Below are 21,201 nucleotides of genomic sequence, written 5' to 3' on the forward strand. Positions count from 1 at the left end.
CTCGTTCCTGCCTTTTTGCGTACGAGCAGCCGGCTCGACCCGGGCACCGGCCCCGGGGCACGGTCGGCGGAAGGATTCCCACCGTGACGACCCCGGAGACCGATCGGGTCAGCGATCAGCGGATCGACCGTGTCGTGCCGCTGACCACCCCGGCCCTGCTGCACCACGAGTTGCCCCTCGACGACACGCTCGCCTCGGCCGTACTGGCCGGGCGACGCGCGGTCGGCCGGGTGCTGGACGGCGCCGACGACCGCCTGCTGGTGGTGGTCGGCCCGTGCTCGGTGCACGACCCGGCCGCCGCCCTGGAGTACGCCCACCTGCTGCGCGACGCCGCCGCCCGGGTGGCCGACGACCTGTTGGTGGTGATGCGGGTCTACTTCGAGAAGCCGCGCTCGACGGTGGGCTGGAAGGGCCTGATCAACGACCCCGGGCTGGACGGTTCCGGCGACGTCAACGCCGGCCTGCGTACCGCCCGCGCGCTCCTGCTCGACGTGCTGCGCCTGGGCCTCCCCGTCGGCTGCGAGTTCCTCGACCCGATCACCCCGCAGTACATCGCCGACACGGTGGCGTGGGGCGCGATCGGCGCGCGGACGGTGGAGAGCCAGGTGCACCGGCAGCTCGCCTCCGGCCTGTCGATGCCGATCGGCATGAAGAACCGCCCGGACGGCAGCATCGGCACCGCCGTGGACGCCATCCGGGCCGCCGGCGTACCGCACGTCTTCCCCGGCATCGACGTCTCCGGCACGCCGGCGATCCTGCACACCCGGGGCAACGCGGACGGGCACCTGGTGCTGCGCGGCGGCGGCGGACGGCCGAACTACGACGCGGAGTCGGTGGCCGGCGCCCTGGAACTGTTGCGGGCGGCGGGCCTGCCCGAGCGCGTGGTGATCGACGCGAGCCACGCCAACAGCGGCAAGGACCACCGCAACCAGCCGAGGGTGGCGGCCGACGTGGCCGCCCAGCTCGACGCCGGCCAGCGCGGCATCGTCGGGATCATGCTGGAGAGCTTCCTGCTGGCCGGCCGCCAGGACCTCGACCCGACCCGCGAGCTGACGTACGGCCAGTCGGTCACCGACGCCTGCATCGGCTGGGACACCACCGAGGAGGTCCTCAGCCACCTGGCCGCCGCCGTCCGCACCCGCCGCCGAACCCCCGCCCCCACCCCCGCCTGACCCCACCCCACCTCTCCCCCGCCCACCCCGCCCCGCCCCGCCCCGCCCCGGGTGATCATGAGGTTAACGGCGAAGTCGATCTTCATCACTGCCGCCAACCTCATGATCGCCGCGAGGCCGGCGGGCGAGAGGGCGGGGCGGCGCGGGAGGTGGAGACGGACAGTGCCGCCCCCGGGCCCTAGGGCTCGGGGGCGGCACCGGTGTCGGTGTGCAGGTCGCCTCTCGGCGAGTGGCACGACGCGGCTCCAGCCGGACGGTATTCCGCGAAGGCAATTAGGTGAGGCCCGGGGACACTGGACACACCGACACCTCACTCAACCGGCGACCCGCCGCCGGTGTTCCGGGTCCCCGCCGTGACCGCCGTCACAGGCCGGTGGCGACTCCGCGTCGGCCGGGCACAGCGCGGGCACCGCGGGCACCGCCGCCGGACCCACCCCCGGACCGCCGCCCTCGGCACCGCGGGTGCCGTCAGCACGGCGCGGGCACCGCCGGCACGGCCACGGGCACCGTCGGCCTGGCGCGGGGACCGTCAGTGCGGTGGCGCGGGGACCGTCAGTGCGGTGGCGCGGGGACCGTCAGTGCGGTGGCGCGGACCCGTGGACGGCGAGGCGGTGACGTTTGACCGGTTCGGACGCGGGTAGCTGACCGTCGTGACCGACGACGCACCCGTGACGGACGCGCCCGTGACCGAGGAGCCGGACATCCGGCGCCTCGACGACCTCCTTGAGGATCTCTACCACGGCCAGGAGCGGATCAGCCAGGCGGACATCTACCGCCGGGCCGTCGCCGCCGAGCTTCCCGCGCAGCTTCTCACCCGCATGGCCGCCCTGCCCGAGGGCGAGTACGCCGTGGACGAGGTGGCCGACCTGCTCGGCGGTTCGGTCACCTGACGCCCGGCGGCCCGGGACCGGCACGGCCCTGACGGGCCGTGGCGACCCGTCGTGGGGCGATACCGCCGCCCACCCGTCCCCCGGGGGCGGACGGCCTTCCGCACCGGAGGCCGACGAGCAGTGAGGAGAGCGAGATGTCCCACCACGAGGAAGAGCACGAGAAGCTGCCGGCGCTCGGTCAGCCCCCCGAGGGCCGGGACACGCTGCCGGAGCCCGACTTCGCCAACGAGCACGACCGCACCGCGGTCGACCGGGACATCATCACCGGGGCGGACGCCGACGAGCGCGAGCCGGAGGCCTCCCGTGGCTGGGCCGGCGAGGACCACGGCACGACCCCGACCTGACGCGGCGGCGACGATCACCGCACACGCCGACCCGGCGCCCCGGCAGGGCCACGACAGCGTCCCGGGCCGCCGGGCGGAGCCGAGACAACCGGCGCGCCGGGCACAACAGGCACAGGCACGACGAAGCACAGTCCAGCGACGAAGCAGAGGCACGACGAAGGGGGCCGGCTCAAGCGCCGGCCCCCTTCGTCGTACGTCCTCAGTCCTCGTCGTGGTCGCCGCCCTCGGCGGCCTGCTGCGCCACCGCGTACGCCATCTGAAGGAAGTCCGAGGCGGCCACGGCGGTCAGCGCGGTCGCCACCAGGCGGGTCAGCCGGGGGGCGAGCACCAGCCCGCCGGTGAACCCGGTGGCGACCCAGACGGCGAGGCAGAACGGGCAGCTCAGCAGCTCCCCGATCGCGTGCCGGGTGGAGCTGCCCTGGTCGCGGACCTGCTCCATCACCTCGCCGCTGCCGATCGGCTTGTCGTAGCGGGTGAACGGCGCCCGCAAGGGGCTCGTCACCGCGTCCTTCGTCAGCAGCCGGCTGAGCTTGTGGGTGGCGATGCTCAGCAGCACCACGTCGGCCGGGGCGGGACGCTCGGGCACCGGGCGGCCGGTCGCCCGGACCAGGCCGGCGATGCCGGCGGTCACCCCGGCGTAGGTGCCCATCGCCGCCAGGTAGCCGCCCAGCGGCCGGTGCTCGTGCGGCGCGTACGCCTGGCGCAGCCGCGCCACCTTCTCCTTCAGGGCGGTCACCCGGTCTCCTCGGTCTTCTCGGTGGTGCGGGCCGGCTCAGCCGGCCTGCAGGTTGTCGGCCACCTCGCGGGCGAGGCTGTCCAGCGCCTCGTCGGCCAGGCGCCCGGCGTCCGGACCGCCGGTGAGGTCGAGCCGCGTCCGGGCACCGCCCGCCTGGGCGGGCTCCACCCGGATCTCGGCCGACCACTCCTCGGCGGCGCTCCACCGGGCCCGCAGTTCCTCCGCGCTGACCTCGTCCGCCGGGCTGCCGTCGGCCCGCAGCGGCTCGGGCAGCCACGCCGACGCCCGGGCGGGGTCGGTGGCGGTGTTGAACACCACCTCCGGCGGCGCGGACATCCCGCGCTCGGCGGACGCCATCACGCGTCCCGCAGCCGGTTCGGGTCGACCTCGCGGCCGGGGTGCCGGGCGAGGTACTCGGTCTCCAGCTCGGCGGTGCGCCGCAGGTGGTTGGCGAGCGCGGAGTCCGCCGCGTGGCGCAGGGTGTCCAGGCGGGTGCGGTGCAGGCTGTGCATCTCCCGGATCAGGTCCTCGTCGGCCAGTTCGGCGGGGTCGACGCCGAGCAGCTCGCCGTCGGGCGGATCCGCCTCGCCGGAGGCCCTGTCGTGGACATGGTCGCCGTCCCACTCGGGCATCCGCTGCTCCGGGCTGCCGAAGTCGTCCTGCCGTACCGATCCCGTCATGATCGACCCCCTGCTCTGGTTTGGGCTCGCGTCTAGACGGATGCCCACACCGCAGGGCACCAAACCCTCCCCGCGCCTACGACGCCGCGTCGGAGACCCCGGCGGCCCCCGGTACTCTCGATGCCATGAAACGGCTCTGGACCCCGGCGTGGATCGCGCGCCACGTGGCCATGGTCGTGCTCGTCACCGGTTTCCTGGGGCTGGGCTGGTGGCAGGTCAGCCGGGCCGCCGCCGGCAACGCGATCAGCTGGGGCTACGCGGTCGAGTGGCCGATCTTCGCGGGCTTCGTGGTCTTCGTCTGGTGGCGTGAGGTCCGGCACGCGCTGCGTGGGCCGGCGGCGGCCGCCGCGCCCGAGGAGGCGTCGACCGCCGCCGGGACGCGACCGGCCGACGCCCCGCAGGCCGCCGCGACGCGCCCGGTCGTACGCCGACCCGTGCGGGTCGCCCGCGTGTCCGCGGCTGCCGACGGCGGCGACGACGGCGACCTGGCCGCCTACAACCACTACCTGCAATGGCTGAACGACAACCCGGGCGCCAAGCCCGGTGACTACCCCGGCTGAGGCCGGGCGCGAAAGGACGGACGACGGTGGGCGCAGCCCTGACCCGGTACCGAGTCATCGCCTGGATCGTCGGCGTGGCGCTGATCCTGCTGGTCGTGATCGGCATGCCGATGAAGTACGGCTTCGACGACCCGATCCTGGTGGAGACCGTGGGCCAGGCGCACGGTTTCCTCTACATGCTCTACCTGCTGGCCGCCTTCGACCTGTCCCGCCGGGCCGGCTGGCCGCTGAAGCGGATGGTCCTGGTGATGCTGGCCGGCACGGTGCCGTTCGTCTCCTTCTACGCGGAGCGCCGGGTCAGCTCCTGGGTGACGGCGGAGCAGTCCGGGCGCACCCCGGAGCCGGTGGCCGGCTGACCCCGGCTACCGGGTGGGCCGCCACGGGTCGACCGAGGCGAGCGGGTCCTCCCAGCCGCCGTACCGGTTCATCTCCCGGGCCCGGCGCAGGGCCCGGGTGACCTGGCCGAACTGCCGCTCGTCGTCGCTGCTGAACAGCAGCACCCGTTCGCCCCGGCGCCGGCCCCACAGCTCGTACGCGGGCGGTCGCCACCGGTCCCCCGCCAGCGCGACCAGCACCGGCAGCAGGAACACCAGGCCCAGGACGAGGTACGCCCCCGCGGTGAGCCGTTGCAGCCCGCCGGTGAAGCCGAGCAGCAGGCCGACGCCGCCGATCATGGCGCCGGTGACCAGGACGGCCCGTACCGCGACGCGGTCGTGCGGGCCGCGGCCGGTCTGCAGGTGGGTCAGCTCGGTGACCTGCCAGCTGTTGCGGCCGACGGTGAACCGGTCGACCGTCACGATGATCCCGGGTCGGGCGTAGAGGAGGGTGTTCTTCCGCGCGGTCGTCCGCGATGACCGCGTCTGTCGGGTGGCGCCTTGAGGGTTCACGGTTCTACCTCCCGCGGCTGGTGCCGGGTCGGTTCCGTCGACGGTCCCGCATCGTGCCGGTCGACGGGATTCCCGGCTGCGCGCTTCATTGTGTGGCGCACGTGCCAGCCCGGACGGCGATTTCGGTTCGCGTCCGAGGGCCGCGATCGCGTGCCCCGCCGGTTCCGACCGCCATGTCGGTCTTGTCGGTCATAACGGCTCAGGTTGCGGCGGCATGTGTCGACAACGACGAACGGCATGGATCGCCCGATCGCCGACATTAGCCGCTGCCTACTGCGGCGGGCCGGAGGAGTCGATCACGCACCGCCCCCCTCGTGATCAACAATTTCCGTCACTCGGCCAACATTCGACCCTGCTTCAACTGCGCATCACTCCTGCCCCGGGTTAGGTTGTCCGGGCCGGCCCGGTCGATCGCCGTCCACCCGGACAGCACCGGCCCGGTGTCGCCGGGGGCGTCAGCAGCCCGCGGCGGCCGGTGGGAGAGGAGCCTTCCGCTCTTGTCGTCCCTCAGGAACACGCTGCGCGCCCTGGCGGTCGCCGTGGTGTCGGCCACGCTGCTCGCACCGGCGGTACCCGCCCGGGCCGAACCGTCCCCCGCCGAGCTGACCCGGCGGATCGAGAACTCCTCCGCGAAGCTGGAACACGTCGTCGAGGCGTACAACAAGCTCCGGGAGGAGATCAAGACCAACCAGGCCGCCGTGGCACGGGTGCAGAGCCGGATCGGTCCGCTGGAGCAGGAGACCGAACGGAGCCGGGCGGACGTCGGCGAGATGGCGGTGACCGCGTACAAGACCGGCAGCAACCTGACCACCGCGGAGGCGCTGCTGCGTCCCGGCGGCGCCGACACCCTACTCGACCGGCTGGGCATGCTCGACCAGCTCACGCGGCAGCGGCAGGAGAAGATCTCGAACTTCACGGGCAACCAGCGCCGGCTGCTCGACGAGAAGACCCGGCTGGAGGTCACGCTGGGCCGGCAGGCGGCGCAGGCCCGCGAGATGACCGCCGCGAAGAAGCGGATCGAGCGCGACCTGGCCGAGCTCTACGAGCTGCGCCGGCAGGCGTACGGCCGCGCCACCGAGAAGCCGGCGGCCCGACCCGACAGCGCGAAGGAGGCGCCGGCGGTCTCCGGCCGGGCCGGCGTCGCGGTGCGGTACGCGTACGGCGCGCTCGGCAAGCCGTACGTCTGGGGCGCCGACGGGCCGAACGGCTACGACTGCTCGGGCCTGACCTCGGCGGCCTGGCGGGCGGCCGGCAAGTCGCTGCCGCACAACACCCGGATGCAGTGGGGCGCGGTGGCCCACATCAGCCGGAGCGAGCTGCGCCCCGGCGACCTCGTCTTCTACAGCGGGCTCGGGCACGTGGGCCTCTACGTCGGCGGCGGACAGGTGATCGACGCGCCGAGCGCCGGGCGTAACGTGCTCAAACGGGGCATGAACCTGATGCCCATCCAGGGCTACGGTCGGGTCCGCTGACCCGGCAGAACGGCGAACGGCCGGCGTCCCCCTATCGGACGCCGGCCGTTCGCCGTTGTTCCTACCCTGCTCAGGCTGCCTGTAGCCCCTCGGCCCGGGCCAGCTCGCGGAGCCGGCCGAGCGCCTGGATCTCCAGCTGCCGGATCCGCTCCCGGGAGAGCGAGAACCGCGAGGCCACCTCGGTGAGGGAGTGCTCCCGGCCGTCCTCGAGCCCGTAGCGGGCCCGCATGATGCCGGCCGAACGGTCGTCGAGGTGGTTGAGCAGACCCTCGATCCGCTGCCGCTCCAGCCCCGTCAGGACGATCTCCTCCGGCGACGGCGCGTCGCTGTCGGCGACCAGGTCACCGAGGTTGGTGTCGCCGTCGTCGCCCACCGGGGTGTCCAGCGAGACGGTGTCCTGCGACCAGCGGACCAGCTCGTTGACCCGCTCGACGGTGACCCCGAGGGACGCCGCGATCTGCTCCGGCTCCGGGTCGCTGCCCAGCTCGCGGGTGAGCTGCCGGGCCACGTTGCGCATCCGGTTGACGTCCTCGACCAGGTGCACCGGCAGTCGCACGGTGCGCTCCTGCTGGGCGATCGCCCGGCTGATCGCCTGGCGGATCCACCAGGTCGCGTAGGTGGAGAACTTGTAGCCGCGCACGTAGTCGAACTTCTCGACCGCCCGCACCAGGCCGGTGTTGCCCTCCTGGATCAGGTCCAGCATGGGCATGCCCGAACGCACGTAGCGGCGGGCGATCGACACGACCAGCCGCAGGTTGGCCCGGATGAACAGGTCCTTGGCCCGCTCACCCTCGGCGACCAGCCGCTCCAGGTCGTCCCGGTCGGCGCCGGCGGGGACGCGGTCCTCACCGAGCAGGTGCTCGGCGTAGAGGCCGGCCTCGATGGCCTTGGAGAGGTCCACCTCCTTGGCGGCGTCCAGCAGTGGCGTCCGGGAGATCTCGTGAAGGTAGACGCCGACCAGGTCGCGCTCCTCGGCAACCTCGTCGGTTCGCATGCCGATGTTCTTGTCCACGTTGCCCACGGTCCCCTCGCTCGCGCCGGTTGCCCGGTTCCTTGCCATCCCCACGTCCATCAGCCCTCCCCCGTAACTTCCGCTGTGCCCACCGGTGCTGACACCTACACAACAGTTGAGACGCGCCGGGGATTCCATGTCGTGAGTCGAAAGTGTCACGAATGCCTGATAATCCGCTGAGAGCGCGGTCCATGTTTGCTGTCAGCACCCCGGGTGGCGGCTCTCCGATGGGCACCACGCCAGGGACGACGGATCGACGTGTCGACGTGTCCCGGTCCATGGCAGCACCGCCACGCCCGCGGACGCAGCGACCCGGGTCACCGTCGTGCTGCGATCCTGGTCACTGCGGAGACACGCACAAGTGGACCGGTCGGTTCATCCACGCCCGTGCTAATACCCCACCCCCCGGTGAACAATCCGGGCAGCGGGCCCATGCCCGTACGTGACGGGGGTCGCAGTGCGGGCGGAGGGGAGGGGTCGGCTCAGGAGGCGAGCAGGGCCAGGGCGCCGCGGACCTGGTCGGCGGAGCGGGCCAGGGCGGCCCGCGCGGCGGACACCTCCACCCCGGAGACGAGCGAGACCAGCGCCACCTTCATGTCGCCGTCGGCCTCGTGGAGGGCCCGCCGGCAGATCTCCTCCGAGCAGCCGGTCGCCTCGATCAGGATCGAGATCATCCGACCCCGGAGCTTGGCGTTGGTGGCGACCATGTCGATCATGAGGTTCGAGTAGACCCGGCCCAGGCGGACCATCACGGCCGTGGAGAACGTGTTCAGCACCAGCTTCTGCGCGGTGCCCGCCTTCATCCGGGTCGACCCGGTGACGACCTCCGGCCCGGTGTCCACCCCGATGAAGACGTCCACCGACCGGGCGGCCTCCGCCTCCGGGTTGGCACAGAGCAGCACGGTCGAGGCCCCCTTGGCACTCGACGCGGCGAGCGCCCCCAGGACGTACGGTGTGCGCCCGCTGGCGGCGAGTCCGACCACCAGGTCCCCGGCCCGTACGCAGTCGGCGGCCTCCGCCGCGCCGCCCCGGTCGTCGTCCTCGGCGTCCTCGACCGCCCGCCACATGGCCTCGGGCCCGCCCGCGATGTGGGCGCAGAACCAGTGCCGGGGCGAGTTGAAGGTGGGCGCCAGCTCGGCGGCGTCGAGCACGCCCAGCCGGCCGGAGGTGCCGGCGCCGAAGTAGTGCACCCGGTGCCCGCCGCGCAGGGCGGTCACCGCCAGGTCCACCGTCGCGGCGATCTCGTCGAGGACGGCCGCGACGGCGCCGGGCACCCGCCGGTCCGCCTCGTTGATCACCGTGAGCACGTCCCGGGTCGACATGAGGTCGAGGTCCGCGCTGAGCGGGTTGCGCCGCTCTGTCGGCGCGCCGACCCGGATCACCGGCCGGGCCGCCACCGGGGCCGTCACCTCGTGGGGTTCCACCGCGCCCGCCGTCATGCCCGCCTCCGTCCCGGGCCGACCCGGTGTGACCGGACCGCCTCGGCTGTCGCTTCGAGGGCCTTCCTGGCCCGGGACCGGTTGCGCGCCGCCACCCCGACGAAGAGGCAGTCGACGACGGTGAGCTGGGCCAGCCGGCTCGCCATCGCGCCCGAGCGGTAGGTGGTCTCGCGGGCGGCCGTGGTGAGTACGAAGTCGGCCACCTCGGTGATCGGCGACCGGGGGAAGTTGGTGAGCGCCACCGTGGACGCTCCCCGGGCCTTCGCCTGTTCCAGCACCTCGATCACGTCGGAGGTGGTGCCGGTGTGCGAGATGCCGACCGCGACGTCGCCCCGCCCGAGCAGCGCGGCCGACGTCAGCGCGGTGTGCACGTCCGGGAAGTAGAAGGCGATGCGACCGATGCGGTGCAGCTTCTGCTGGAAGTCCGAGGCGACGAAGCCGCTGGCGCCCGCCCCGTAGACGTCGATCCTTCCGGCGCCCGCGATGGCTTCGACGACCTGCTCGCAGATCGCCGGGTCGAGCTGCTCGGCCGTCTCCTCGACGGCCCGCGCGTCGTTGAAGGCGATGGTCGCGATGATCTGGGCGAGGTCGGCCCCGGGCGGGATGTCGCCGCCGACGACCCGCGCGTCCGGCGGCTCGATCCGGCGGGCGGCCTCGGCGGCGAGCCGGATCCGCAGCTGCGGGTAGCCGTCCATGCCGACGGAGCGGCAGAAGCGGATGACGGTCGCCTCGGATGTCTCGGCGGAGGTGGCGAGGTCGGTGATGGTCCGACGCGCGGCGTCGGCCGGGTCGGCGACCACCAGCCGGGCGACCCGCTGCTCAGCCGGCGACAACGACGGGAGCAGGCCGCTGATGTGGACGATCAGCCCACCCGGCTCGTGACTCGCAGAAATCTTCGGACTCTTCGCCACGGATGAAACTTACTTTCACGAGGCGTGAGCGTCAACCATGACTCCGCGTATTGGGGAAAGTACCGCCTGCCCGGACGTGCCGTTTCGCTCAGCGTGCCATCCGTACCGCCCAGCGCGCCATTCCCGCCGAGGCGGGCGCCTCCCCCGCCGGACCTGCGCGGAAAGGCCGTACGGTCGCCACCAGCCCGCACCCGACCGTCGTGCAGACGATGCCATCCCGCCGCCTCCCGCGGGGCCCCGGCCACCCGGCCGCGACCCGGGCAGCCGGCCCGTGGGCCGGCGGCTCAGCCGGCTCAGGCGGTCAGCCGGATCAGGCGGTCAGCCGGATCAGGCGGTCAGCCGGCCGATCGCGACCGGCTCCGCGCCCGGCGGCGCGGGGACGACGGCGGGCCGGACGTCGCGCCCGCCGGCCGACCGGCCGTCGCGACCGTCGGCGGGCGCCAGCCAGGCCGCCATGTGGGCCTGGATCTGCCGGGAGACCTCCTCCGGCGGGCGCCCGGCGTCCACCACGACGAAGGTCGGGTACTCCGGCAGGGTCCGGTACGCGGTGTCCGCGGCGGTCAGGTAGCGCATGCTCTCGTGGTCGGTGCCGCGCTGCTCGATCCGCCGGTACGCCTCGGCGGGATCGACGGTCAGCAGGAAGGTCACCTGCGGTCGCGGGAACATCCGGTAGCCGGCCCGGGCCAGCCGCTCCCAGCGCTGGCCCCCGTGCGCCCGGATGCTCGCGTACTGGCAGGCGGAGTAGCGGTCCATCACCGCGACCCGGCCGGTGGCCAGGCAGCTCAGCAGGGCGACGGCGATCGCCAGCCAGCGGAGCACGGACTCCACCGCCAGCATGCCGCTGCGCCCGACGAGCCGCTGGGCGTCCGGGCGGCCGAGGCGGTGCGCGAGGCGGCCCAGCCAGCGGCGCCCGCCGGCGTTGCGGTGGTAGGTGGCGGGGCGGCCCGCCGCGGTGAGCGCGTCGGCGAGCCGGTGCGCCTGGGTGGTCTTGCCCGAGCCGTCGATGCCGATCAGGGCGACGGCGCGCAATCGGGCCCTGCCGCGCCGCGCCCCCGGTGATCTGGACACTCTGCACAGGCTATCCGACCCGCGCTCGCGTACCCGGAGATTTGTGCCGTGTCCTCCCGGTTGACCCCGACCGTGCCACCTGCCAGGTGTGGCCCGCCGGGATGCCGGGTACCGGAGTTGGATCAGCCGCCCACCACCATCGACGGGAGACGCCAATGGCAGAGCGCGGGGACGAGAGCCTGGTGCACACGTTGAAGAAGGTCGCCGCCGTGCTCAAGCAGGAAGAGATTCCCTTCGCGCTCGGAGGCAGCTTCGCGGTGTACGCCCACGGCGGTCACTCCAGCGAGCACGACGTCGACTTCCTGATCCGTGAGGTCGACGTGGAACGCTCCCTGGAGGCGCTGGTCGCGGCGGGCTTCACCGCCGAGCGGCCGCCCGAGGACTGGCTGGTCAAGGTCTTCGACGACGGCCGCATGGTGGACCTGATCCACCGGCCGATCGAGACGCCGGTCACCGAGGAGACGTTCGCCGACACGGTCGTCCGGCCGGTCGACGCGATCCACATGCCGGTGCTCTCGGCCACCCAGCTCATGGTGCACAAACTGCTGAGCTTCTCGCAGCACTACTGCGACTTCGCCCGGGGTCTGCCGCTGGCCCGTTCCCTGCGGGAGCAGATCGACTGGGAACGGGTACGCAAGGAGACGCAGCACTCCCCGTACGCGGAGGCGTTCCTGGTGCTGCTGGACCGGCTGGAGGTGGTGCCGCACGCCGGCACCGGCGAGGGAGAGGGGACACCGTGACCGAGCACCGCGACGTCGCCACCGGACCGCCCGACGAGTACGTCGAGGCGGAGATCCACCGGCTGCTGACCGAGGACCCGGACGTGGCCGAGCAGGGGATCACCGTGGTCCGCCGGGAGCGCGGCCTCGTGCTCTACGGCGAGGTCGAGAGCCCGCACCGGCGGGAGGAGATCCTGCGCCGGGTGGCCGAACGCTTCCCCGACGTGCCGGTCACCAGCGACATCGGGGTGATCCGCGCGCAGGCGCCCACGGAGATCGAGCAACTGCCCTGAGGAGGTTCCATGGTGATCCGGATCGCCGCCGTGGGCGACGTGCATCTGGACGAGGACGTGGTCGGCCGGTTCCGGCCGGCACTGGACGAGCTGCCCGAGCACGCCGACGTGCTGCTGCTCGCCGGCGACCTGACCCGGCACGGGACCGAGTCGGAGGCCCGGTGCGTGGCCACCGAGTTCGGCGGGCTGGGCGTGCCGGTGGTGACCGTGCTGGGCAACCACGACCACCAGTGCGACCAGGTGCCGCAGGTGGTCAAGGTGCTCGAGGACGCCGGGATCACCGTGCTGGAGGGCGACGGCGTCGTGCTGGACTGCGCCGGCGGCCGACTGGGCGTGGCCGGGGTGAAGGGGTTCGGCGGGGGGTTCGCCGGCCGCTGCGCCAGCGACTTCGGCGAGCCGGAGATGAAGGCGTTCGTCCGGACCACCACGGAGAGCGCCGACGCCCTGTCCGCCGCGCTGCGGGGGCTGGAGTGCGACGTGCTGGTGGCGCTCACCCACTACTCGCCGGTGCCGGACACGCTCGCCGGTGAGCCGCTGGAGATCTACCCGTTCCTGGGCTCGTACCAGCTCGGTCAGGCGATCGACTCGGCGCCGACCGCGCTGGCCCTGCACGGGCACGCGCACGCCGGCTCCGAGCGGGGCACCACGCCCGGCGGGGTACGCGTCCGCAACGTCGCCCACCCCGTGATCAAGCAGGCGTACAGCGTCTTCCACCTGGGCGAGCACCTCGACCAGGCACAGGTTTCCGGTGTCGGCAGCTCGGGTATTCAGCAAACATGGAGCTGATTCTCTGGATTCTCGCAGTCGTACTCGTGGTCGCCGGCATCCTCGCGCTGTTCCGGCGGCAGATCCTGTGGGGCGTCGTCCTCATCGTGGTCGGCCTGCTCGTCGGGCCGGGTGGTGTGAGCATCTTCAATTGACGAGGCGGCTACAGGCCGCCGTTCAGGACCCACCGGGGTCGTCGTGACCGGAACTCCGTCCTCCCGACAGGAGCCTCCGGCCATGACGACCCCGGTGTCGTGCCGTCCGGAGGGTGACGGCGGGTTTACCGCCCGTCTCCGGCGGAAATATCTCGACCATGGAGATTTCTGGGAGCGCTGAACGGGCCGGCGGCGCCCGGCAGTGGTGGGCACTGCTCGGGTTCGGGGCGGCGGTGTTCGTCGCCGCGGCGATCGGCGGGCTCGGCGTGCAGGGCACCTCGGCCGAGTACGCGAGCCTCGAACAGCCCGCCTGGGCTCCCCCGTCCTGGCTCTTCGGACCGGTCTGGAGCCTCCTCTACGCGATGATCGCGGTGGCCGGCTGGCTGGTCTGGCGGCGGGTCGGATTCGGCCCGGCCCTCTGGGCGTGGACCGCCCAGCTGGTGCTCAACGCCGTCTGGACGCCGCTCTTCTTCGGCGCCGGCCGCTACGGGCTGGCGTTCGTCGAGATCCTGCTGATGTGGGTGGCGATCGGCGTGACGGTCGCGCTCTTCCGCAAGGTGTCCCGCCCGGCGACACTGCTGATGCTGCCCTACTGGGCGTGGGTCACCTTCGCGGCCGCCCTGAACTTCGCCATCTGGCGCCTGAACAACTGAGCCGGGCGGCGCAGGACACGACGACGGAACGGGGCCCCGGCGCGCAGCCGGGGCCCCGTCGCCCGCTCAGCAGCGGGGCACGCCGGGGATGTAGCCGTCGGAGCCCGTGTAGACGTACGCGTCGGCGATGAAGCGGCCGGCGCCGATCCGGTCCCAGATCGTGCTGGTGCCGTAGGTGCCGGTGACGCTGGTGCCGCTGGTCTGGCACTGGATGGTCACCCGGGTGCCGTCGGCGACGGTGCCCACCGCGGCGTAGCCGGTGCCCGGGCCGGAGCGGACGGTCAGCGCCGTGCCGCTGGTGTTGACCGTGCCGGAACCGGTGCTGCTGCCGCAGCCGTTGTCGCTGGTGTAGTTCTTGGTGCCCCAGTAGAGGGCGAGCGCGCCGTTGAACCGCACCTGGATGTCGGCGCCGTTGAGCCGCTGCTCGTAGTGCAGGTGCGGGCCGGTCGAGCCGCCGGTGCTGCCGACCCAGCCGATCACCTTGCCGTAGCCGACGCTCTGGCCCACCGAGACGTTGAAGCCGTTGAGGTGGGCGTAGTAGGTGTGGTAGCCGCCCGCGTGGCTGATCCGGACGTACTTTCCGTAACTGGTTCCGCCGAGGTCGGTCACCCGGTCGACCGTGCCGGGGGCGCTCGCCACCACCGGGTCACCGAGGTCGTCCGTGCGGTTGAAGTCGACCGAATACGCCGGGCTGTGGTTGGTCCGGGTCTGCCCGGACCAGGACTGCCCGCACGGGAACGGGACCTTGAACGTGGGGGCGGCCATTGCCGGGGCCGCCGGGACCACCAGCGCGCCAACGGCCAGCAGACCGGCCGCCAGCAGGCCCAACCACCGCTTGCCCATTCAGCACCTCCTATGTCGAAATCCTTCGATCACCTGCGATCAGCGTGACAGAAAATGACATCGATGGAAAGGGGTCTGGTTCCCGTGTGGGAGCGCGCCCAACAGGGGGCTTACGGGTTTCCGGATTGTTACTTGCTCGTGTCCCGATAGGGGTGGACCAGGCTAGATGCAAGCGCTTACATGTGGTGACGCCCATCGGACCGGCGCGGGTTCGATCCCTGACGCGCCGGCAAGGAAGGAGAACGGCATGGCGTTTGCCAGATCACGCCAGGCTTTCGCGATCGCCGGCGTACTGGGGCTGGCGCTGAGCGCCACGGCCTGCGGCACCGGCAACGACAAGAAGAGCGACTCCGCGGGGGGCTCCGCGGAGTGCGCCGCATACGAGAAGTACGGTGACAACGACGGCAAGAAGGTCACGATCTACTCGTCGATCCGGGACATCGAGGCCGACCGCCTCGCGGAGTCCTGGAAGCAGTTCGAGGACTGCACCGGCATCGAGATCGACCACGAGGGCAGCGGCGAGTTCGAGGCCCAGCTCCCGGTCCGGGTCGACGGTGGCAACGCCCCCGACCTCGCGTTCATCCCGCAGCCGGGTCTGCTCAAGCGCTTCGTCGACTCGGGCAAGCTGAAGGCCACCAGCGCCGACACCAAGAAGATGGCCGAGGAGAACTACCCGGCCGACTGGCTGAAGTACAGCACCGTCAACGGCCAGTTCTACGGCGCCCCGCTCGGCTCCAACGTGAAGTCCTTCGTGTGGTACTCGCCGAAGACCTTCAAGGAGAAGGGCTGGACGGTCCCGACCAGCTGGGACGAGCTGATCAAGCTCAGCGACCAGATCGCGGCGAGCGGCACCAAGCCGTGGTGCGCCGGCATCGAGTCCGGTGAGGGCACCGGCTGGCCGGCCACCGACTGGGTCGAGGACCTCATGCTGCGGACGCAGACCCCCGAGGTCTACGACCAGTGGACCACCCACGGCATCCCGTTCAACGACCCGAAGGTCGCCGAGGCCCTCGACCGGGCCGGCACCATCCTCAAGAACGAGAAGTACGTCAACGGCGGCTTCGGCGGCGTAAAGAGCATCGCCACCACCTCCTTCCAGGAGGCCGGCGTGCCGATCACCACCGGCAAGTGCGCGCTGCACCGCCAGGCGTCCTTCTACGCCAACCAGTGGCCGAAGGGCACCAAGGTGGCCGAGGACGGCGACGTCTTCGCGTTCTACTTCCCGGCCATCGACGCCAGCAAGGGCAAGCCGGTGCTGGGCGGCGGCGAGTTCGTCGCGGCCTTCGCCGACCGTCCCGAGGTCCAGGCCGTGCAGACCTACCTCGCCTCGGGTGAGTACGCCAACAGCCGGGCCAAGATCGGTGACTGGGTGTCGGCGAACAACAAGCTCGACCTGGCCAATGTCGCCAACCCCGTCGACAAGCTCTCCGTCCAGATCCTCCAGGACAAGTCCACCGTCTTCCGCTTCGACGGCTCGGACCTGATGCCGGCTGCCGTCGGCGCGGGGACGTTCTGGAAGGGCATGGTCGCCTGGATCAACGGCAAGGACACCAAGACGGTCCTCGACGGCATCGAGAGCAGCTGGAAGTGATCTGAACCGGGTGGGCCGGTCCGCGCACGCGGGCCGGCCCACCCGGCTGATCAGAGACCTGGGAGGGTCGATGGAGTTCGACTTCGCTGCGGAACAGCCGAAGTTCCTCATGCTGATGTACGGGCTGGTCGCCTTCGTCGCGGTGGTGGGCGGTCTGCTCCTGCTCCTCGACGTGGTGCCGGCCTGGTTCGCCCGCCGCCGGGAGGGGCAGATCATCGCCGCCGCCGCGAGCGGCGCCCCGCTCCCCCGCCGGCGCAAGCCCCGGGAGGGCCTGTTCGCGCTCTTCTTCCTGCTGCCGACGCTGCTGCTGCTCACCATCGGGCTGGTGGTTCCGGCCATCCGCACCACGCTGCTCTCGTTGATGGACGCGAGCGGCAACGACTGGGTCGGGCTGCGCAACTACGGCTGGATGTTCTCCGAGGACTCGATCGTCCGGGTGCTCGTCAACACCCTGGTCTGGGTGCTTCTCGTCCCGCTCGTGGCCACGTCGTTCGGCCTGCTCTACGCCGTGATGGTGGACAAGGCCCGGTTCGAGGCGGTGGCCAAGTCGCTGATCTTCCTGCCGATGGCGATCTCCTTCGTGGGCGCGAGCATCATCTGGAAGTTCGTCTACGCCTACCGGGGCGAAGGGCAGGAGCAGATCGGCCTGCTCAACCAGATCGTGGTGAGCCTCGGTGGCGAACCGAGGCAGTGGCTGCTGGACTCGCCGCTGAACACGCTGCTGCTGATCGTGATCATGGTCTGGATCCAGGCCGGCTTCGCGATGGTGGTGCTCTCCGCCGCGATCAAGGCGATCCCCGCCGACATCGTGGAGGCGGCCCGCCTCGACGGGGTCACCCCGTGGCAGATGTTCTGGCAGATCACCATGCCGAGCATCCGGCCGGCGCTGATCGTGGTCGTGGTGACGCTGTCGATCGCCACGCTCAAGGTATTCGACATCGTCCGGACGTCCACCAACGGCAACTACGACACCAGCGTGATCGCCAACGAGATGTACAACCAGGCGTTCCGGTACGGCCAGAACGGGCAGGGCTCGGCGCTGGCGGTCTTCCTGTTCATCCTGGTGATCCCGATCGTGATCTACCAGATCCGCAACCTCCGTCAGCAGCGGGAGGGCTGAGATGACCACCGCAACGCCCACCGTCGCCGCCGGCACCCAGAAGACCGACGGCCGTGGCACCAGCACCGCCGGACGGGTTCGCAAACGGCTGAACAGCCGCACCGCGACCCTCGTCTCGATCGTCATCGCGATGCTCTGGACCATCCCCACCTTCGGCCTGTTCATCTCCTCGGTCCGGCCGGAGGACGAGATCAAGAGCAGCGGGTGGTGGAACTTCTTCACCAACCCGTCGTTCACCCTGGAGAACTACCAGGAGGTGCTGTTCGGGCGCTCCTCGTCGTCGGGGCAGCTCGCCAGCTACTTCATCAACTCGCTGGCGATCACCATCCCGTCGGTGCTCTTCCCGCTCGCCTTCGCGGCCCTCGCCGCGTACGCGCTGGCCTGGATCAACTTCCGGGGCCGGGACTGGATGTACATCGCGATCTTCGCGCTGCAGATCGTGCCGCTGCAGATGGCCCTCGTGCCGCTGCTGAAGTTCTTCTCCACCGGCGTCACCATCGGCGGCGTCACCGTCATGCCGGCCTGGGACCTGGTCGACGAACAGAAGTTCGCGCAGGTGTGGTTCGCGCACACCTGCTTCGCGCTGCCGTTCGCCGTCTTCCTGCTGCACAACTTCATCTCGCAGCTGCCCGGAGAGCTGATGGAGTCGGCCCGGGTCGACGGGGCCACCCACCCGAAGATCTTCCGCTCGATCGTGCTGCCGCTGATCACCCCGGCGCTGGCCGCGTTCGGCATCTTCCAGTTCCTCTGGGTCTGGAACGACCTGCTGGTCGCGCTGATCTTCGCCGGTGGCGGCAACGAGACCGCTCCGCTCACCGTCCGGCTGGCCGAGATGGCCGGCACCCGGGGCAACGAGTGGCAGCGGCTCACCGCCGGCGCGTTCGTCTCGATCGTCGTACCGATGATCGTCTTCCTGTCCCTCCAGCGCTTCTTCGTGCGCGGCCTGCTCGCCGGCAGCGTCAAGGGCTGAGGCGTCTCCGCCGCCGCCGGGCCCACCGGCGGCGGCGGAGCCGGGCGGAGCGGGGGATAGCGTGACGAAGATCGACGATGTCGCACGCCTGGCCGGGGTCTCCACCGCCACCGTGTCCCGGGCGTTGCGCGGGCTGCCGACGGTCTCGGCCGCGACGCGGCGCCGGGTGCTCGCGGCGGCCGAGCAACTGGAGTACGCCGTCTCGCCGAGCGCCTCGCGGCTGGCCGGCGGGCGCACCGGCACGGTCGCCGTCGTGGTCCCCCGCATCACCCGGTGGTTCTTCGGCACCGTCGTCGAGGCGGTCGAGGACATCCTTCAGCAGGCCGGCTACGACCTGCTGCTCTACAACCTCGGCGGACGGGAGCAGGTCCGGCAGCGGGTGCTGCGCACCGCCAACCTGCACAAGCGCGTCGACGCGATCATGCTGGTCGCCACGCCGCTGGGGCCCGCCGACCTGACCGCCCTGACGAAGCTGAAGCTGCCCGGGGTGACCATCAGCTCCGGCACGGTGGTGCCCGGCTGGCCCTGCGTACGCATCGACGACGTGGGCGTCGCGCGGACCGCCACCCGGCACCTGCTCGACCTGGGGCACCGACGGATCGCCCACATCTCCGGCGACCCGGACGACGAACTGGCCTACACCACCCACCTCGACCGGCGGCGCGGCTACCGGCAGGCGCTGCGCGACGCCGGGATGGTCCCCGATCCCGGCCTCGACGTGGAGTCGCAGTTCACCATCAGCGGCGGCACGCGGGCCACCGAGGAACTGCTCCGGCGCGGCGACCCGCCGACGGCGATCTTCGCGGCCTGCGACGAGATGGCGATGGGGGCGATGACCGCGCTGCGCGACGCCGGCCTGCGGGTGCCGCAGGACGTCAGCGTGATCGGCGTCGACGACCACGACCTGGCCAGCGTCCTCGGGCTGAGCACGATCGCCCAGCCGGCGGCGGAGCAGGGCCGGCTCGCCACGCGGATCCTGCTCGACCCGCTGCACGGCCGGGCCCTGCCGCCGGGGAGCAACCCCTATCTCGACACGCCGGGGTCACCGGTGATCCTGCCCACTCGGCTGATCGTGCGTGAATCGACCGCACCACCCCGGGCACACTAACGGGAAAACCGCCGACGCCCGGCAGCATCCGACCGTCCGGCTCGACACACGGGAGAAGGCCCTGAACAGCAACCCGACGCACCAGGACACGCCCGCCGGCCCGGCCACCGGTTGGTGGACCAGGGCCACCATCTACCAGGTCTATCCGCGCTCCTTCGCCGACTCCGACGGCGACGGGATCGGCGACCTGCCCGGCATCACCGCCCGCCTGGACCACCTCGTGGAACTGGGCGTGGACGCGCTCTGGCTGTCGCCGTTCTACCCGTCCCCGCAGGCCGACGCCGGGTACGACGTGGCCGACTACCGCGACGTGGACCCCCTCTTCGGCACCCTCGCCGACGCCGACCGGTTGATCGCCGATGCGCACTCGCGCGGGCTGCGGGTCATCGTCGACCTGGTGCCCAACCACACGTCGTCGGCACACCGGTGGTTCGCCGCGGCGCTCGCCGCCGCCCCCGGCAGCCCGGAGCGCGACCGCTACATCTTCCGCGACGGCCGGGGGCCGGACGGCGCGCAGCCCCCGAACGACTGGCAAAGCGTCTTCGGCGGGCCGGCCTGGACCCGCGTCACCGAGGCCGACGGCCGCCCCGGTCAGTGGTACCTGCACCTGTTCGACTCCGGTCAGCCCGACCTCAACTGGGACAACCCCGAGGTGCGGGAGGAGTTCCTGGAGGTGCTCCGGTTCTGGCTGGACCGCGGCGTCGACGGCTTCCGCGTCGACGTGGCGCACGGCCTGATCAAGCAGGCCGACCTGGCCGACTGGCAGGAGCCGCAGGAGATCCTCTCCGGTCAGGAGATCGACAAGCCGCGCCCGCCGATGTGGGACCAGGAGGGCGTGCACCAGATCTACCGGGACTGGCGGCGCGTGCTGGACGGCTACCCGGACGAGCGGATCCTGGTCGCCGAGGCGTGGGTCGAGCCGGCCGAGCGGCTGGCCCGCTACGTCCGCCCCGACGAGATGCACCAGGCGTTCAACTTCGAGTACCTGCTGGCCGCGTGGACCGCCCCGGCCCAGTACGCGGTGATCACCCGCTCGCTGGAGGCCACCGACTCCGTCGGCGCCCCGACCACCTGGGTGCTGTCCAACCACGACGTGGTCCGGCACGCCTCCCGGTTGGGGCTGCCGATGACCGGCAAGCGGCCCAACGGCATCGGCATCGGCGACCCGCAGCCGGACACCGCGCTCGGCCTGCGCCGGGCCCGGGCGGCCACGCTGCTGATGCTCGCCCTGCCCGGCTCGGCCTACCTCTACCAGGGCGAGGAGCTGGGCCTGCCGGAGCACACCACGATGCCCGACGAGGCCCGGCAGGACCCGACCTGGGCGCGCAGCGGGCACACCGAGCGGGGTCGGGACGGCTGTCGGGTGCCGATCCCGTGGGAGGCCGACGCCCCGTCGTACGGCTTCGGGCCGACCGACGCGAGCTGGCTGCCGCAGCCGTCGCTCTGGGCGGAGTACGCCCTGGACCGGCAGCGGGACACGCCCGGCTCGACGTACGAGCTGTACCGGACGGCCCTGCGACTGCGCCGCGAGCACCGGCTCGGCGAGGGCCCACTGGAGTGGCTCGCCTCCGGCGACGAGGTGCTCTCGTTCCGCAACGGCGCGCTGACCGTGCTGACCAACTTCGGCGACGCCGCCGTGCCGCTGCCCGCCGGGTCCGAGCTGGTGCACGCCAGCGCCCCGCTGGACGCCGACGGTGCCGTGCCCACCGACGTGACGGTCTGGGTCCGCCCGGCCTGACGCGGCAGGGGTCCCCCGGGCAGCGCCACCCGCTGCCCGGGGGACCCTCCTCGTGTCCCGGTCGGCCCGGCCCGC

General features: G+C 72.0%; 25 protein-coding genes. 16 read left to right on the top strand and 9 right to left on the bottom strand.

The window, feature by feature from the left end:
• Positions 1-74 precede the first annotated feature (74 nt).
• The 3 genes from ACLQ22_RS23530 to ACLQ22_RS23540 all read left to right on the top strand — a co-directional run bounded on the left by ACLQ22_RS23530 (position 75) and on the right by ACLQ22_RS23540 (position 2,406).
• Entirely contained in the window at positions 75-1,172 is a 1,098-nt protein-coding gene (locus tag ACLQ22_RS23530; protein WP_425694281.1) for a 3-deoxy-7-phosphoheptulonate synthase, read from the top strand.
• A gap of 641 nt (positions 1,173-1,813) precedes the next feature.
• Positions 1,814-2,062, top strand: coding sequence for a hypothetical protein (locus ACLQ22_RS23535; RefSeq protein WP_199729530.1), 249 nt, complete (start codon positions 1,814-1,816; stop codon positions 2,060-2,062).
• 134 nt (positions 2,063-2,196) lie between these two features.
• Positions 2,197-2,406 (top strand): hypothetical protein, encoded by a 210-nt coding sequence (locus tag ACLQ22_RS23540; RefSeq protein WP_121399515.1) that lies wholly within the window; start codon positions 2,197-2,199, stop codon positions 2,404-2,406.
• Between the two features lie 199 nt (positions 2,407-2,605).
• Here the strand turns inward: ACLQ22_RS23540 and ACLQ22_RS23545 are convergent, their stop codons facing one another.
• The 3 genes from ACLQ22_RS23545 to ACLQ22_RS23555 are packed head-to-tail and all read right to left on the bottom strand — an operon-like array spanning position 2,606 to position 3,825.
• Complete coding sequence (locus ACLQ22_RS23545; RefSeq protein ID WP_132239401.1) at positions 2,606-3,142, bottom strand: DUF1360 domain-containing protein; 537 nt, start codon at positions 3,140-3,142, stop codon at positions 2,606-2,608.
• 36 nt (positions 3,143-3,178) lie between these two features.
• Positions 3,179-3,499 (bottom strand): hypothetical protein, encoded by a 321-nt coding sequence (locus ACLQ22_RS23550; protein WP_366644226.1) that lies wholly within the window; start codon positions 3,497-3,499, stop codon positions 3,179-3,181.
• Positions 3,499-3,825 (bottom strand): DUF6158 family protein, encoded by a 327-nt coding sequence (locus tag ACLQ22_RS23555; protein ID WP_121400100.1) that lies wholly within the window; start codon positions 3,823-3,825, stop codon positions 3,499-3,501. Before ACLQ22_RS23555 ends, ACLQ22_RS23550 begins: the two co-directional genes overlap by 1 nt.
• Before the next feature lie 122 nt (positions 3,826-3,947).
• Here ACLQ22_RS23555 and ACLQ22_RS23560 point away from each other — a divergent pair, with 122 nt between their 5' ends.
• Together ACLQ22_RS23560 and ACLQ22_RS23565 are read left to right on the top strand one after the other, a co-directional pair.
• Positions 3,948-4,382 carry a hypothetical protein gene (locus tag ACLQ22_RS23560; RefSeq protein WP_425694221.1) on the top strand — a complete coding sequence of 145 codons (435 nt, stop codon included), beginning with the start codon at positions 3,948-3,950 and terminating at the stop codon, positions 4,380-4,382.
• Positions 4,383-4,408: 26 nt separating this feature from the next.
• On the top strand, positions 4,409-4,738 hold the full coding sequence (locus ACLQ22_RS23565; RefSeq protein ID WP_121399519.1) for a DUF3817 domain-containing protein: 330 nt from the start codon (positions 4,409-4,411) through the stop codon (positions 4,736-4,738).
• Positions 4,739-4,744: 6 nt separating this feature from the next.
• Here ACLQ22_RS23565 and ACLQ22_RS23570 read toward each other — a convergent pair whose 3' ends face one another.
• A complete protein-coding gene (locus ACLQ22_RS23570) occupies positions 4,745-5,179 on the bottom strand; it encodes a DUF6232 family protein (RefSeq protein WP_425694222.1) in 435 nt (144 codons plus the stop codon).
• Positions 5,180-5,766: 587 nt separating this feature from the next.
• Here ACLQ22_RS23570 and ACLQ22_RS23575 point away from each other — a divergent pair.
• On the top strand, positions 5,767-6,741 hold the full coding sequence (locus tag ACLQ22_RS23575; protein ID WP_425694223.1) for an NlpC/P60 family protein: 975 nt from the start codon (positions 5,767-5,769) through the stop codon (positions 6,739-6,741).
• Positions 6,742-6,811: 70 nt separating this feature from the next.
• On the opposite strand, the gene ACLQ22_RS23580 is transcribed toward ACLQ22_RS23575, so the two are convergent.
• The 4 genes from ACLQ22_RS23580 to ACLQ22_RS23595 form a co-directional block, all read right to left on the bottom strand.
• Positions 6,812-7,801 (bottom strand): sigma-70 family RNA polymerase sigma factor, encoded by a 990-nt coding sequence (locus ACLQ22_RS23580; RefSeq protein WP_199729496.1) that lies wholly within the window; start codon positions 7,799-7,801, stop codon positions 6,812-6,814.
• A gap of 434 nt (positions 7,802-8,235) precedes the next feature.
• Positions 8,236-9,192, bottom strand: coding sequence for an N-acetylmuramic acid 6-phosphate etherase (locus ACLQ22_RS23585; protein ID WP_425694224.1), 957 nt, complete (start codon positions 9,190-9,192; stop codon positions 8,236-8,238).
• Complete coding sequence (locus ACLQ22_RS23590) at positions 9,189-10,103, bottom strand: MurR/RpiR family transcriptional regulator (protein WP_425694225.1); 915 nt, start codon at positions 10,101-10,103, stop codon at positions 9,189-9,191. Before ACLQ22_RS23590 ends, ACLQ22_RS23585 begins: the two co-directional genes overlap by 4 nt.
• Before the next feature lie 327 nt (positions 10,104-10,430).
• Positions 10,431-11,171, bottom strand: coding sequence for a dTMP kinase (locus tag ACLQ22_RS23595; RefSeq protein WP_425694226.1), 741 nt, complete (start codon positions 11,169-11,171; stop codon positions 10,431-10,433).
• A gap of 101 nt (positions 11,172-11,272) precedes the next feature.
• On the opposite strand from ACLQ22_RS23595, the gene ACLQ22_RS23600 reads away from it, so the two are divergent.
• The 5 genes from ACLQ22_RS23600 (at position 11,273) to ACLQ22_RS23620 (ending at position 13,756) form a co-directional block, all read left to right on the top strand.
• Positions 11,273-11,911, top strand: coding sequence for a nucleotidyltransferase (locus ACLQ22_RS23600; protein ID WP_425694227.1), 639 nt, complete (start codon positions 11,273-11,275; stop codon positions 11,909-11,911).
• Positions 11,908-12,183: a hypothetical protein gene (locus ACLQ22_RS23605; RefSeq protein ID WP_121399527.1), complete on the top strand. Its 276-nt coding sequence runs from the start codon at positions 11,908-11,910 to the stop codon at positions 12,181-12,183. Before ACLQ22_RS23600 ends, ACLQ22_RS23605 begins: the two co-directional genes overlap by 4 nt.
• 9 nt (positions 12,184-12,192) lie before the next feature.
• Positions 12,193-12,969 carry a metallophosphoesterase family protein gene (locus ACLQ22_RS23610; RefSeq protein ID WP_425694228.1) on the top strand — a complete coding sequence of 259 codons (777 nt, stop codon included), beginning with the start codon at positions 12,193-12,195 and terminating at the stop codon, positions 12,967-12,969.
• The gene (locus ACLQ22_RS23615; protein ID WP_165947907.1) at positions 12,960-13,103 is read left to right on the top strand and encodes a GPGG-motif small membrane protein; all 144 of its coding nucleotides are present in this window, start codon (positions 12,960-12,962) and stop codon (positions 13,101-13,103) included. The genes ACLQ22_RS23610 and ACLQ22_RS23615 overlap by 10 nt, the downstream gene beginning before the upstream one ends.
• 158 nt (positions 13,104-13,261) lie before the next feature.
• On the top strand, positions 13,262-13,756 hold the full coding sequence (locus ACLQ22_RS23620) for a TspO/MBR family protein (RefSeq protein WP_425694229.1): 495 nt from the start codon (positions 13,262-13,264) through the stop codon (positions 13,754-13,756).
• Positions 13,757-13,822: 66 nt separating this feature from the next.
• On the opposite strand, the gene ACLQ22_RS23625 is transcribed toward ACLQ22_RS23620, so the two are convergent.
• Positions 13,823-14,599, bottom strand: a complete 777-nt coding sequence (locus ACLQ22_RS23625) for a peptidoglycan DD-metalloendopeptidase family protein (protein ID WP_425694230.1) — start codon at positions 14,597-14,599, stop codon at positions 13,823-13,825.
• A 247-nt stretch (positions 14,600-14,846) separates the two neighbouring features.
• Between ACLQ22_RS23625 and ACLQ22_RS23630 the strand changes: the two genes are divergently transcribed.
• From ACLQ22_RS23630 to ACLQ22_RS23650, 5 genes are all read left to right on the top strand, one after another.
• Positions 14,847-16,190 (top strand): ABC transporter substrate-binding protein, encoded by a 1,344-nt coding sequence (locus tag ACLQ22_RS23630; RefSeq protein ID WP_363899365.1) that lies wholly within the window; start codon positions 14,847-14,849, stop codon positions 16,188-16,190.
• Positions 16,191-16,260: 70 nt separating this feature from the next.
• Positions 16,261-17,310, top strand: a complete 1,050-nt coding sequence (locus ACLQ22_RS23635) for a sugar ABC transporter permease (protein ID WP_334564860.1) — start codon at positions 16,261-16,263, stop codon at positions 17,308-17,310.
• A gap of 1 nt (position 17,311) precedes the next feature.
• Positions 17,312-18,280: a carbohydrate ABC transporter permease gene (locus ACLQ22_RS23640; protein ID WP_425694231.1), complete on the top strand. Its 969-nt coding sequence runs from the start codon at positions 17,312-17,314 to the stop codon at positions 18,278-18,280.
• A 61-nt stretch (positions 18,281-18,341) separates the two neighbouring features.
• The gene (locus tag ACLQ22_RS23645) at positions 18,342-19,388 is read left to right on the top strand and encodes a LacI family DNA-binding transcriptional regulator (RefSeq protein WP_425694232.1); all 1,047 of its coding nucleotides are present in this window, start codon (positions 18,342-18,344) and stop codon (positions 19,386-19,388) included.
• 61 nt (positions 19,389-19,449) lie between these two features.
• The gene (locus ACLQ22_RS23650; RefSeq protein ID WP_425694282.1) at positions 19,450-21,126 is read left to right on the top strand and encodes a glycoside hydrolase family 13 protein; all 1,677 of its coding nucleotides are present in this window, start codon (positions 19,450-19,452) and stop codon (positions 21,124-21,126) included.
• Positions 21,127-21,201 lie beyond the last annotated feature (75 nt).

This window comes from Micromonospora sp. DT178 (assembly GCF_049841695.1).
GTDB lineage: Bacteria > Actinomycetota > Actinomycetes > Mycobacteriales > Micromonosporaceae > Micromonospora.

What these genes read in the sequence shown, in the direction of transcription:
- ACLQ22_RS23540 (WP_121399515.1), top strand. Translation starts at nt 2,197, where the DNA reads ATGTCCCACCACGAGGAAGAGCACGAGAAGCTGCCGGCGCTCGGTCAG.
- ACLQ22_RS23550 (WP_366644226.1), bottom strand. Translation starts at nt 3,499, where the DNA reads ATGGCGTCCGCCGAGCGCGGGATGTCCGCGCCGCCGGAGGTGGTGTTC.
- ACLQ22_RS23560 (WP_425694221.1), top strand. Translation starts at nt 3,948, where the DNA reads ATGAAACGGCTCTGGACCCCGGCGTGGATCGCGCGCCACGTGGCCATG.
- ACLQ22_RS23580 (WP_199729496.1), bottom strand. Translation starts at nt 7,801, where the DNA reads ATGGCAAGGAACCGGGCAACCGGCGCGAGCGAGGGGACCGTGGGCAAC.
- ACLQ22_RS23585 (WP_425694224.1), bottom strand. Translation starts at nt 9,192, where the DNA reads ATGACGGCGGGCGCGGTGGAACCCCACGAGGTGACGGCCCCGGTGGCG.
- ACLQ22_RS23600 (WP_425694227.1), top strand. Translation starts at nt 11,273, where the DNA reads ATGCCGGGTACCGGAGTTGGATCAGCCGCCCACCACCATCGACGGGAG.
- ACLQ22_RS23610 (WP_425694228.1), top strand. Translation starts at nt 12,193, where the DNA reads ATGGTGATCCGGATCGCCGCCGTGGGCGACGTGCATCTGGACGAGGAC.
- ACLQ22_RS23615 (WP_165947907.1), top strand. Translation starts at nt 12,960, where the DNA reads ATGGAGCTGATTCTCTGGATTCTCGCAGTCGTACTCGTGGTCGCCGGC.
- ACLQ22_RS23620 (WP_425694229.1), top strand. Translation starts at nt 13,262, where the DNA reads ATGGAGATTTCTGGGAGCGCTGAACGGGCCGGCGGCGCCCGGCAGTGG.
- ACLQ22_RS23625 (WP_425694230.1), bottom strand. Translation starts at nt 14,599, where the DNA reads ATGGGCAAGCGGTGGTTGGGCCTGCTGGCGGCCGGTCTGCTGGCCGTT.
- ACLQ22_RS23630 (WP_363899365.1), top strand. Translation starts at nt 14,847, where the DNA reads ATGGCGTTTGCCAGATCACGCCAGGCTTTCGCGATCGCCGGCGTACTG.
- ACLQ22_RS23635 (WP_334564860.1), top strand. Translation starts at nt 16,261, where the DNA reads ATGGAGTTCGACTTCGCTGCGGAACAGCCGAAGTTCCTCATGCTGATG.
- ACLQ22_RS23640 (WP_425694231.1), top strand. Translation starts at nt 17,312, where the DNA reads ATGACCACCGCAACGCCCACCGTCGCCGCCGGCACCCAGAAGACCGAC.